The organism is Spirochaetales bacterium (assembly GCA_016930085.1).
Lineage (GTDB): Bacteria > Spirochaetota > Spirochaetia > SZUA-6 > JAFGRV01 > JAFGHO01.
This window is the reverse complement of the sequence record JAFGHO010000107.1, coordinates 126,914-139,347: the sequence shown is the minus strand read 5'-3', so window position 1 is coordinate 139,347 and position 12,434 is coordinate 126,914. Positions and strand designations below refer to the sequence as shown.

Here is a 12,434-nt window from a genome sequence, read left to right as displayed (position 1 = left end):
TCATCCGACCCGTTCATTACAATACCGATACACACAGGATAATTCCCCTGATATACTTCCGGTTCACAGTATATCGGGATCTCTGCACCCGCCGCAAGGGATGAGACCGGTTCTACCTTTACCGGTGATCCGTCCATCGTCCACCTGATAACGAAGCCGCCCGCCTGCCCGGTTCCCTCGTTACCGATCGTTGTCTTGAAACGGACGTGATTCCCGTCCCAGAGCTTTGAGGGATCGTATGATATACCGGAACACCTCAGATCCGGAACACCGCGCGGTGGTTGAACATAGATCGGCATAATATCGATGTTGTTATCCACGGGTGGTTCTTTGACCTTGTCTTCGAAATCGACTTCAATGAACAGTGTATGAGGCCCGTAATACATCGTGTAATCATGTGAAACCTCGATATAATGTAACGGGGAGATTGATTTAATCTGATCGATTTTTAAGACAGTCCGATCCCATGTCCACCTTATCGAGCAGGGTTCCGACGGAAGCGACCCTTCATTGGTAATACGGGCTTTTACCGGAACCGTGTTGCCATTGACAAACTCCTCTTCGTCAACCGGCTGAAATTTCACCGAAAAATCGGCCATCGGCGGATATGTTTCTTCGACGTTCAGCGTATACGGTGTCGAGGTGTTGTTGTACTCGGAAGCTTCATCGACCGCATTGTCCGGATCGACTGTAAGAAGCAGGGTGTGGCTGCCGGTGGAGACCTTCTTCGAATACTCAACGGGAATCGATGCATATCCCGGAATTCCCGGTATTTTTTGAATGACGGGTTCCTCTTCGTCGTATTGCCAGTATATATCAAAGCCCTCCGACGCCGTACTCCTGGCATTATCGATAACGGAGGAAAATGTGACGACGTCACCGTCGACGGGTATAAGGATATCGGGGGAGATCTTTCCGGGAACGAGGTCCGGCCTGGAACTGAACAGGGGAATCCGAATTTCTTTAAAAAGATGGGTAAAACGGAAAATGGTGAAACATATCCCTTCGAGCACCTCTTCCGCTTCCTCACCGATTAATTTCTCGAATTTATCGTTCAGATCGATACCGACAACACATTCCATTCCCCCACTCACCGAAAGATTGAGGCAGGCGGCGGCTTCCGTCGATATAGGGCCCGAAAACCCTTCGGCACTGACATTTCCGTCGATCTCGCCAAAGACGTCAAAGGCGATATAGGGGCCGCCGCAGTCGTAGAACAGAAACGAGAGTTTCGGTCCGACAAACGGCCTGAACATGACGCCCGAAGAGGTGTTTATTTCGAATTGGACCGGTTCCTGGGAAAATTTCTTGACGGGTTTCACCTTTCTGTTCTCGTATCTGAATCCCGCCTCAAAGGTATAACTTTTCGTGATGGACATATCACAGGACCCGTACAGCTTGACCTCCCAGCCGTATTCCAGCGCGAGTTCCGGGGTAATGACAACGGGGACGATGTTTATAAAAAAGATAATGGGAGAAATGGATGTGGGAATATGGATTTCATCATCGAAATCGAGCCAGTCCAGATCGTCGATCAAATCGAGGTCTTCGAGCAAATCCTCGAGGTCTTTTTCCGAAGCGGTCGAAAAATCACCGTTCGCTTTCACCTCGAAAACGAGTTTGAACATGAAGGTATTTAATCCATGCCTGTCGATATCGAGTTCGATCACCGCTTTCGGTTCGAGTGAAAATGACGCTGTGAGCTCCACTCCGTTAACCTCGATCTGTTTCACCATGTCGATGTTCCCCCCCTTGATTTCGACATAGGTAACGCCCCTGCCGGTCGTATAGCCGGTACGCGGCGAATCGGTCACCGCCACCGGCACCGTTTCACGGAGTCGGCACTGTTCGATAGCATCGCCGAGTTTCGCGTTCGACGTTCTCACGATTACCTCATTGCCGCTTTTTGTAACGCTTTCGACTTTTCTCAAGAAACCGGTGGGCACTTTTCTGTGGGGCCCGGCAACGATAATATTTCCCGTCTTGAGTTCTTGTATCACACTATGTGCCGGGAGATCGGTAAAGGCAAGGTTCAAGGGATTTTCCGGATCCACCGTAATGAGATCGAGACTTTCATCATCGAGGATAACGGTATTCTCTGAAATAATTGTGGGTTTCTTTTTGGCCGGCTCGTCGATGTCGCACCCGGCAGACAGTACCATAACCGCGATACATAAAAGAACCACCGTCCGGGTGTACCGTCTAAAACGACGGTTGAAGCAAGTCCTTGTTCTCATGAATGTTTCCTCCTTTTTAAAAAATGATTTTTACTTTCATCCATCACACAACCCCGGTCATTTATTGTAAACAGGCACCTCATTTCCGGCAATTTCATTTCCCGTTTCTAGGTAGATTTACCCAGACAGTGACGTGTGTTTTTTATCATGTCCCCTGTCACCCGATGCGGCACACTTGATCATATGGAAATACGGTAAAAAATACTGGAGACAGCCTGTCCGGGTGAGGAATACGTGATTTTTAGCGGCGCCGATGAATACCGTTACAGTATGCTTATAGAATTTTTTGCTTGAATATCCGATTACTCCTCGTTATACTTACAGCAAATCTGTTATTTCGGGAGGATCAATGAAAACCTTTACTGTGACGCAGAAAATCATGAGTATTGGTGCGACCTATCTGGTAAAAGCACACGATGATACGATAATTAATACCATCCGGGGAAAAATTTTTACCATGGCACCCAAACTCGAGATGAAAGAGGGAGAAGACGGCGGGGTCGTAAAATTACTGAAAGGGAATCTGTTTCGAACGGGATTTTCCATTGAGACGACGGACGGAAATGTCGAAGCCACGATTCAGTTTCCCTTCATCGCCCTTTTCAAGAAATTCAGCCTGACCATCGGAGAGAAGGTCTATCACGCGAAAGGCAGTCTGACCGCATGGAATTTCACCTGTTCCGACGAATCCGGACAGGAAATTTTTTCCATTTCAAAAGAATTCGCTTTCAGGGACAAGTTTTCAATCACAGTCGATGAATCGATCCCGCAGGATATCGTCATCCTTGTTGCCGTGGCGGTCGATCAGAAGTTTTTTACACAGCGGTAGACGGATTCACCTCAGATCCCGGCAAGACTGCTTATTCGCGCCCAGTAAACGGCAAGCCCTTTCAGCTTTCGGACAAAGATATCCACGCTGACCGGTTTGAGAATGATATCGTTCGTTCCCAATGACGTACCCCGTTCGATATACGACGAGCTTATCATGGATGTCAAAAGAATCACCGGTATCGTATAAAACCGCGGATGTGTTTTCACTCTCCTGAGTATTTCGAAACCATTGACTTTCGGCAAATTGATGTCGAGAAGAATAAGCGAAGGCCGCGGAGAAAATTCGGGATTTTCGTACCTTCCCGTACGGAACATATAGTTCAGGGCGGCTTCCCCGTCTTTCACCACTTCTATTCTACGGGCAAGTCCGGCTTCCGAGATCGCGTCCAGCGTATGTTCGATATGATCGTCGTTATCCTCAACGAGCAGTATTGTATCGAGTTTAGTGCCATTCATTTTTTCTGTTCCTCTTTTTTTTGATCGAATCGTTCCACTGTTCGGGAAAATCTCATTCTATTGTTTTTTTATACCGATGTAAAACGCACGGCTGTTTTCGTAAACCATTATTAACATAAAAGTCCGTCACCAAAAAGGAGACGGTTTCTTCAAGATAATATACCGTTGCAATAACCCCTATATACTATCATTGGTTTTTACGGATGTCAAGATAAATATATCCTCAACATATAAATATATATTTTTCCTATCCCTTTTGTAATACAATCGTCTTATAGGGCGCTTTCAGAGGAACCGGATAAAAAAACATCTCCTACCTGAAGTGAATCGTCTTCATCTCTTCCCGCGGCGGATTAAAATAACCGAATTTTATCCAGGGAAAGGTTGTCTTTATATGAGTGATCCATGGTAAAAGCCCGATTGATTCATGACCGAGTTCGCGGCACCCTGTCTCCCCCATATAGATATCCGGATCTATATTGAGGTTGCGGGTTTGAATCATATTGATCGGGACGTCGTTGACGAGCTTTTCAAGTGCCGTTATCTCCGAGACATGATCGGTAAAGCCGGGAAAAATGAAATAATTGACAGAGACCCATTTTCCGAACTTTCTCACGAGCCGCAAGGACTCAATGACATCCCCGAACGAATAACCCTGGGGCCTGTGGTAACGGCGGTAAAACTCATCCTGTGCCGAACTGAGACTTACGCGGATACTGTCGAGCCCCGCATTCAGAAGGCGTTCGACCACATCGGGCCTGCTGCCGTTCGTATTGATATTGATAATGCCGCAGCCGGTTTTTTTTCTGATTTCGCGAATCGATCCTTCGATAACATCCCCTGTCAGAAGCGGTTCTCCTTCACACCCCTGTCCGAAACTTATCACAGGCAGGGGGGCGGCATTCAGATGATGCATCGCGAGCTCTACAATGTCGGTGACATCCGGCACGAACCCGATTCTGTCCTGTGAAGCGCACATTCCGCTTTCACACGGTTGCTTCGAGATACAGCCGATGCACCGCGCATTGCAGTAAGGACTTGTCGGTGCGGGACACTCCCACCGTGAAAGAACGAAATTACGGGCGGCGGGACACCCGTATCGCAGAACACAATTGTCGATGAGATGCAGGATGAGTCTGTTGTGTGAATACCGCCTGCGCAGCTTCATTGCCCTTTTCCGTATATCGTCGAGATCGAACAACGCGAGGTCCTGGCGGATATCGCGATCGATCCGTATACCGCATGAATAAAAATGTTCTTCCTTCCATCCGCATGCGGTGTAGGCAAAGAGTGGAAGCGGCGGAGCGGATTCCGGTGTGCGGTATGCAGTTCGCAATACCTGCATGTATGCCGGCGCCATAAAAGCGGCAACCGGAAAAACGGGATTTCCGCGGTACTCTTGTATTTCGACAAAGGATTTCTTTTCGGGATCATACCCCACGGGAATCCTTCCGGGAAGCATGTACAGGTTGCTTCCGTAGGGAAGTTCGATAAGCGCCTCCGCATCGGGCAGCACCGGAGTATCGAGACTCATTCCCGTCATCCGGTACGGAGGAAGTTCGAAGATATTTCCATTGATGTCGCTTGCAAGGAGAAAGGGAAGTTCCACGGCTTACCCCTTGACGAAACGGGTGGTACTCCCCGTCTTTCCCGCGATCACTTCAAGCCTTGTATCGATTCTCTGCCGTAATTCGGAAACATGCGAGATAACGGCGACAAGCCTGCCGCCGTGCTGTAGATTGAAAAGCGAGGTGAGGGCGTAATCGAGGGATTCCGCATCGAGACTCCCGAATCCTTCATCGATAAAGACCGTATCGAGCTGCACACCCCCGGCATGGGATTGAACGACATCGGCAAGCCCGAGGGCAAGTGAGAGGGCGGCGAGAAAACTTTCTCCCCCCGAAAGCGTCGACACACTCCTGCTTTTTCCCGTATAGGCATCGTCGACCTCGAGTTCGAGTCCGGAGGCGGTACGCCTGTCCGCCGGCTCATCCGACCTTCGCATGATAAACCGTCCCTTGCTGACAAGGGAAAAACGCTTCGAGGAGGCGATGAGGACATCATCGAGCAGGGTGGCCAGCACAAAACGCTGAAAGGTCAGTCTCATTCTGTTTTTCCCGTTCGCCGCGTCCGAAATTGCGGCGCTTATCCTGTACCGCGAGCGGAGGGTTTCGAGCCTATCTTCATAATCCCTGAGCTCACGCAATAATTGCCCGGTATCTCCCCTTCTCTTCTGGTAATCGCTTTTCTCCTCGATGATTTTCTCGAGCGCAGCCCTCGAACGCCGCGCTTTGTTTTCGAGACCGTCCATATCCGGCCTTTTCAATCCGGCGGCTTCTTTCAAAGCCCGCGCGTGCCGTTCCTCCGCCGCAGCCAGATTGCCGCCGAACTCCTTTATTTCCTTTTCGAGCCGCTCCATTTCTTCCCGGCTCCGTCGTGAACTCAGATACTCATCAGGGGTTTTGAATCCAAAGGCCTCGAGTCCGTCGGCAAACTCCTTCTCGAGCCGCGTCTTTCTCGCCGCCACCTGTTTGAAATTTTCCTCCGCCTCCGTCAAACGGGCCGACGACGCGGCCCGGTCCGCCGACGCCTTCTGCAGCCTCGACTTCGCCGCCTCGTACGCCGCCTTGAGTCGTTCACACGCCCGTTCTGCATCCGTCTTTGCCGCTTCGACCGCTTCGTACGTTCGGTACTCCTCAAGGATTTGACGTTCATTCGAATCGATGATATTTTTCAGAACGGCCCGTTTTTCCCTTTTTTCCGCGATCTCACCGGTAATCAGAACGGCTTCTTCTTCCTTCCTCTTCGCTTCTTCGGCCAGCCTTTTTTGCTCATTCGAGATTGCCTCGCCGCTTTCCGATATAGCCAGGGCTTTTTCATACTCCGCCTCGAACCCGGCAAGCTCCTCCTGCAATTCATCCTGTGACTTCTCTTTCACGTCACCGGGAAAATCGAGGAGTACCGCGATTTTGCCTTCGAACTCCGCGATCATCTGCGACAGTCTCTTTTCCTCGCCGCCGTATTTTTCTTTTTCCCTCTCGCAGGCTATGAGTTGTTTTCGTTTTTCCCTGATTTCTTCCTCTTCCGGGATACAATCATTGACGGCCGCGGGAGACGGATGTACCGTGGATCCGCATACCGGACACGGTTTCCCATCAATGAGTTTTCCCGCGAGGATTCCCGCCTGTCCCTTTTCACGGAGAAGAACGAGCTGTTCTATCTCGTTTCGCAGCACGCGGTACCTCCCCGCCGCGGCTTCGGATTCTGATGCGGCCTTTCCGAGTATCTCCATATGTTCGGAGCGGGCTTTATTGAGCGAATCAAGTTCCCTCCGGTTTTTTATCGCCTGAATTATTTCCTCACGCCGCCGTACGAGCGCGGTGAGTCCCGCCTTTGCCTTTTCGACGTCCACCTGCTCGGCCTTCTTATCCTCTATCTTCGTTTTCAATTCCGCGACCGCTTCCGCTGCTGCTTTCTCCTTTTCTGCGAGTATCCCCAGTTCCTCCCCGATCGTTTTCAGTATTTCTTTTTTCTCGTTTATTTCCGAAAGCTTTGCTTCCGTTTCGGTAAGCCGTCGTATTTCTTCTTCCCGTTCCTTTTGTTCGTCTTTTCTGCCTTCCTCCGTTTCCATATCCCGCAACGCCGTTTTTTCTTCTTCCTCCGCCCTTTCGAGGGCAGCCCGGAACTCACTCACCCGCTCTTCCATCTGCCTGTAATCGTCACTGCATTTCCTCAGTTCATTTTCCCTTCCGGTCAAATTGGAGGCCTTTCCGGCACCGGCAAGGGTCGCTTCCTTTTCCCGCATCTCCGCCTTCAGTGCATCGAGTTTTCCGAGTACCATCGCAGCTTCATCAGCCTCGGAGAGTTTCAGCATGGTTTGCCGTGCCCCATCCACTTCCTTCCGGGCTTCCTCTTCGACGACGCGCTGTCTGTCGAGGGAATCGGCCGCGGCGGTCAAGTCCCGATCGAGTTCCTCAATCCGCTTTTCGAGTTCTTCTATCGATCCGGCCCCGGCGCGCAGCAATTGCGTTTCCTTTTGCCCGTCAATTGTCCGATATTCCCGCTCGAGATCCTTTGCCGTTTCCTTGAGATATTCCTGTATAAGGCGGAACCGTTCCGTCCGAAACAGGGTTTCGAGTATCTCTTCCCTTCTCGAGGATCCGGCGCACAGGAAATCCCTGAACCTGCCCTGAGGAAGAACGATCACCTGTCTGAACTGGTCGCTCCTAAAACCGAGGATCTCTTCCGCCTTCCGGGTCACGTCGGTATACCCGCTCGCCATCACGTGCCCTTCATCGCTGTCGTCGAGACATTTCGACCTGTCCCATATCGCCGCCTCCGCCTTCTTCACCGATACCCCCTCGCCGCGTTTTTTGGGCCGCTCCTGCTCCGGGCTGCGGAACACACGATACCGCCTTTCTCCGAGTGTGAAGTCAAAAGTGACTTCAGTGGAAACGTCCGAATCCGCATAATCGCTTCTCATCGAACGAACTTCGCGGTCATAACCGGAAGATTCCCCGTACAGGGCAAAGGTGATTCCGTCGAGAATGGTCGTCTTTCCCCCGCCCGTCGGACCCGATATGAGAAAAAAGGAAGAATCGCCGAGCAGACGAAAGTCTATCGTCTCTTTGTCCGCGAACGGCCCGAACGCCTGGAGGGTAAGTATAACGGGGCGCATACCCTAATGGTTCCTTTCCTGGTTTCCGATCTTTTCCATGGCCGCTTCAAAAGCTTCGGCTTCATTGTCTTCAAGAGAGAAACCCGTCACCTGTGAATAAAAGGAGGCAAAAAGGTCACGGTCGTCGATTTTCCGGTGGTCGATCTTCTTTCTCCCGTCAACCGGCTCCGGCCCGAAAACGGGGCGTTCGATATGGAGAAGGTTCGGATAGACGGTTTTGAGCCGCTTCATCGGATCGAGGATAACCCCCCTGTCAAGAAGCGTCGCCATTATATAGTCATGCTTCCCTTTCTCCGACACAGGGGTGGAAAGAAGATCATCGAAAAGACCCGTGAGTCTGCGGACGTCGTGGAGAACCGGAAGCGAAATTTCCGATATCCGGCACTCCCCGTCACGGCCGATCTCGATCATACTTACCGATTTTTTATGATCCGCTTCGGAAAAACTGTATTTGAGAAGCGATCCCGAATACCGGATGTGCCCGGTACCGGCTTTCTGCGGTTTGTGGAGGTGCCCCATGGCGGCATATGAAAACCGCGAAAAAAGCGATACGTCGACACTCCCCGCGCCGCCGACGGAAAGGGGCCGTTCCGAATCGCTCTCCTCTCCTCCGGCCAGAAATGCGTGAGCAATGACGACCGAACGGTCCCGGCCCGGATGCATTGCCGCAATCCGGGATATCCACGCACGCATCGCCTCCTCATGCGTGTGTATCCCGTCATCTGCGAGTATTTCCCTCGCTTCGTGCGGTTCCATATACGAAACCGGATAAAAGCGTACCGGTCCGTATTCGTCCGATATAGTGACCGGCCGAACGGTGTCGGCCATGGTTCCCGTAATATGAAGATTGTTTTTTACAAACAGCTTTGAGCCGAATCCGACCCGTTTCGGATTATCATGATTTCCCGCGATCATGATCACCGTCGTATCGAGTTCACCGACAATACGGTAAAGAATATCATCGAGCAGGCTTACCGCCTCCGACGGGGGAACCGCCCTGTCATAGATATCGCCCGAGACAACGAGAACATCCGGTTTTTCGTCTTTAAGCAGCAGAACAAGCTCGTCCAGTATGGCGGACTGGTCATCGGTGAGGGAAATGCCGTAGAACAGCTTCCCGAGATGCCAGTCCGCCGTATGAATGATTCGCATTCCGCCCGGGCTTATTCCCCGCCCGAAGATTCGGCATCCGGTTCGAGCAGGATAAACTCCACCCGCCTGTTCTTCCAGTATATTTTCCTGTCCCTGACACTCACGATGGGGTAAATTCCTCCGTAGGCGAATGTCCTGATCCTCTTTTCATCGACACCGAGTTTGATCATCGCCTTTTTTACCTCTTCCGCCCTTCGCCTGGTCAATGGAAGGAGGATGCGTTCTTCCTGTTCCTTTTTACCCGGCTTGTTGAGGTAGATATTCAGGGCATGGGCTTCGAGGCCGACAAGATAATTCGGGTATTTCTTGTATATTTCAACAGCCTTTTTCAGGGACTTCATGTTTCTGTCGTACATCTTTTTTCCGGCGGAATCGAGTTTGTATTTATACGCGCCGAATATGATATTCGGTACCAGTACATAGAGTTTGTCGCCGATTCTGACGACAAGGATTTCGAGCGGGAGTGTCTTTTTGTGGAGGTTCTTGTTTCCCAGTACATCCGTCACTTCAACGACCATCGTATACTGGTCCTCGGCCGGCACCGGTTTATCGCCCTTTGTCGCGTTCCACGAAATATCGTCCGAAGGATCCCCCTCGCCGCTGTAGCTTCTCAAAATCTCGCCCTGGTTGTTCACGATATCAAGCACCCACCGGTCAATTTCACTGTCATCCTTGATCTCGAGGGTGATGAATATTTCGTCATCAACGGTATCTTCATCCGTATCGGATTTGCTCGACACCTTGAGATCCACCTCGGGCGGAGAAATATCGAGCCGGAGATAATTCGAAATATCACGGCTTTTTGTCCCGTTGACATAATCGACGCTAAGCACGACCCGGTAGTTGTCTTCCTTTATCTCTTTATTGTCGTTTTTACCGTCCCACTGCACGGTTTCCGGAAGTTTTTCACCTCCGGGAATGGTCTTCTTTGACGTCCCGGTGGAATTGGTGATTTCGATGTTCCAGCCGGTAATTTCATCCCGGTGTTCGGCGGTAAGGCCTATCGTAAGCACATCGTCAATACCGTCGTTGTTCGGTGAAAAACCGCGCGGTACGGTCAGGAATACGTGCATCGAGCGTGAATCACTTTGAACACTCAATGCTTCGGTGGACGACAGATTGCCCGCAGCGTCGGACAAGTTTCCGGTGATGGTATAGGTGCCGTCTTCGACGATCCTGCCTTCATCGTCGCGGCCGTCCCACTCGACAGACACCATTTCGAGATTGACAAATATTGAACGTATCTCTTCTCCGGAGGCCGTCTTTACGACACACACACCCTCGACCGGTTCATCCGACGAAACCTCGATGGTCACCGTATCTTTCTGTCCGTCGCCGTTCGGTGAAAAGATTTCCGATGTGAGGGAGATATATGTCTCGGGCGGCGTGAGGTCGATGATCATCTCACCGCCCGTCACTTCGGTATCGTTTCCGGCCTGATCGCTGCATACCAGAGAAAGGCTATATGTCCCTTCCGGCTGCGATACCCCGTTAGAGTCCTTTCCGTCCCATGTGATGAACGTTTCCGGAACGGTCGCCGATATGTTTCGTATCACGCTTCCCGAATCGTCGATGATATTTCCGGTCCACGTAATGGCCTCGTCGGAATCAAGGACCACGATAACATCGTCTCTGTTCCCGTCGTCATTCGGTGAAAAATAGGGATTTTCGACCACGATATCCACCTGGGGAGGGGTAAAGTCCACGGTGAGCGGTTCAGTGACGACCGGATTATTGCCGTGTATGTAGGTCGCCTGAAACTCCGCCTGATAAACGCCTTCCGGAAGGAGCCTGCCGGCCTCATCCGTACCGTCATAAACGATGTTGTCGGGAAGGGTATCGGAGGTGCCGTCAAAACGGCGGAGAACGTTCCCGTCCTGATCCTTGATGCCGATCGACCACCCTGTCAGCCCTTCGACACTTTCAAATATACCCGTCATCGTCACCTCGTCCATCTCCCCGTCGCCGTTCGGCGAAAAATACCCGGAAGAAAGGGTGAGGGTAAGCGGTGTTTCGCGGGTGCTGAGATAGAGATTCGTTTCCCTGTATTCGCTGTAGTTGCCGGCGCGGTCGAAAGCGGAAAGCACGTACGTATAACCGCCGTCCGGCGCCAGGGTGCCGTCATACTTCGTTCCGTCCCATGACACTTCCCCGGGAGATTCATCCTGCCAGGAAGAAAAGACCTTGACCACCTTGTTTTCGCCGTCGATGATCACCCCGTCCCAGTTTTGTTCCACCGATCCGCTTTGTTCGATATCGAGGGTATCCTGGTGGCCGTCGTCGTTTGGTGAAAAATAACGGTGATCGATTGCGATCGTCGCCTCCGGTTTTTTCGTGTCAACGATAAACTGATCGATCTGCGTCTCCTGGCGGTTTCCGGCGCTGTCCTTTACCCACAACACCGCGTCGTATGCGCCGTCGGGAAGAACCTTCCCGTCTTTGTCTTTTCCATCCCAGGCGATATCTTTATCCACGCTGAATGTCTCATACGGTTTCCATAGAGAATCCCACCATCCGATATCCGCGGGATCCTTTTCGAGTACCTGCGCCACGGTATTCCCGCCGGAGTCTTTCAGAATAATGCCGTACTGGGGCACGTACCCCTCCTTGCTTTTTACATGAATCGTGACGGTAAAATAAAGCCGCCCCGTATCCTGAACCCCGTCGTCATTCGGTGAAAGATAAACCGGACCCGTCGTCCGTATGGTAAGCTGGGGTTTTTCCTTGTGTCCGAAAGAAAAAGCGGTCGACACAGAGAAAATGGCGAGTATAATGACAATCGCGGTATGTTTCATTCTCATGGATTTGCTCCTTTCTGGTCTGATACATTATACACACGGGAGAATCGTCTTCCTTCACAAAAAACGGCAAGGAACCGACGATCGATACCTGTCATTCTCCTTTTACAATAATGTACTCTCTATTTTTATCATAAGGGAAAATATTGTTCAATAGATTTTTCTCAAGGCAATGCTTTCGGGCCGCGTTATCGCAAAAAATCCCGGTCTTTTTTCCCTTCCGTAAAAAAATATTTGATTGTGTCAGTATATAATGATAGACTATAGTGAGTAGTGCGAAGA

The 12,434-nt window shown here is 51.0% G+C and carries 7 protein-coding genes; 1 reads left to right on the top strand and 6 read right to left on the bottom strand.

Going from position 1 to position 12,434, the window contains the following annotated elements:
- Positions 1-2,237, bottom strand: a 2,237-nt coding sequence (locus JW881_18785) for a hypothetical protein (protein MBN1699573.1), incomplete at its 3' end; no start/stop codon positions are given.
- A gap of 349 nt (positions 2,238-2,586) precedes the next feature.
- On the opposite strand from JW881_18785, the gene JW881_18780 reads away from it, so the two are divergent.
- Positions 2,587-3,066 carry a hypothetical protein gene (locus JW881_18780; GenBank protein MBN1699572.1) on the top strand — a complete coding sequence of 160 codons (480 nt, stop codon included), beginning with the start codon at positions 2,587-2,589 and terminating at the stop codon, positions 3,064-3,066.
- Between the two features lie 11 nt (positions 3,067-3,077).
- Here JW881_18780 and JW881_18775 read toward each other — a convergent pair whose 3' ends face one another.
- The 5 genes from JW881_18775 to JW881_18755 all read right to left on the bottom strand — a co-directional run bounded on the left by JW881_18775 (position 3,078) and on the right by JW881_18755 (position 12,155).
- Complete coding sequence (locus JW881_18775) at positions 3,078-3,524, bottom strand: response regulator (protein MBN1699571.1); 447 nt, start codon at positions 3,522-3,524, stop codon at positions 3,078-3,080.
- Positions 3,525-3,837: 313 nt separating this feature from the next.
- Positions 3,838-5,133, bottom strand: coding sequence for a radical SAM protein (locus tag JW881_18770; GenBank protein MBN1699570.1), 1,296 nt, complete (start codon positions 5,131-5,133; stop codon positions 3,838-3,840).
- Between the two features lie 3 nt (positions 5,134-5,136).
- Entirely contained in the window at positions 5,137-8,202 is a 3,066-nt protein-coding gene (locus JW881_18765) for an SMC family ATPase (protein ID MBN1699569.1), read from the bottom strand.
- Between the two features lie 3 nt (positions 8,203-8,205).
- Positions 8,206-9,354: an exonuclease SbcCD subunit D gene (locus JW881_18760; GenBank protein ID MBN1699568.1), complete on the bottom strand. Its 1,149-nt coding sequence runs from the start codon at positions 9,352-9,354 to the stop codon at positions 8,206-8,208.
- An 11-nt stretch (positions 9,355-9,365) separates the two neighbouring features.
- Positions 9,366-12,155, bottom strand: a complete 2,790-nt coding sequence (locus JW881_18755) for a hypothetical protein (protein ID MBN1699567.1) — start codon at positions 12,153-12,155, stop codon at positions 9,366-9,368.
- Positions 12,156-12,434 lie beyond the last annotated feature (279 nt).

Excerpts from the sequence above, each read along its gene's own strand:
- JW881_18780 (MBN1699572.1), top strand. The coding sequence starts at position 2,587 with ATGAAAACCTTTACTGTGACGCAGAAAATCATGAGTATTGGTGCGACC.
- JW881_18775 (MBN1699571.1), bottom strand. The coding sequence starts at position 3,524 with ATGAATGGCACTAAACTCGATACAATACTGCTCGTTGAGGATAACGAC.
- JW881_18765 (MBN1699569.1), bottom strand. The coding sequence starts at position 8,202 with ATGCGCCCCGTTATACTTACCCTCCAGGCGTTCGGGCCGTTCGCGGAC.
- JW881_18760 (MBN1699568.1), bottom strand. The coding sequence starts at position 9,354 with ATGCGAATCATTCATACGGCGGACTGGCATCTCGGGAAGCTGTTCTAC.
- JW881_18755 (MBN1699567.1), bottom strand. The coding sequence starts at position 12,155 with ATGAGAATGAAACATACCGCGATTGTCATTATACTCGCCATTTTCTCT.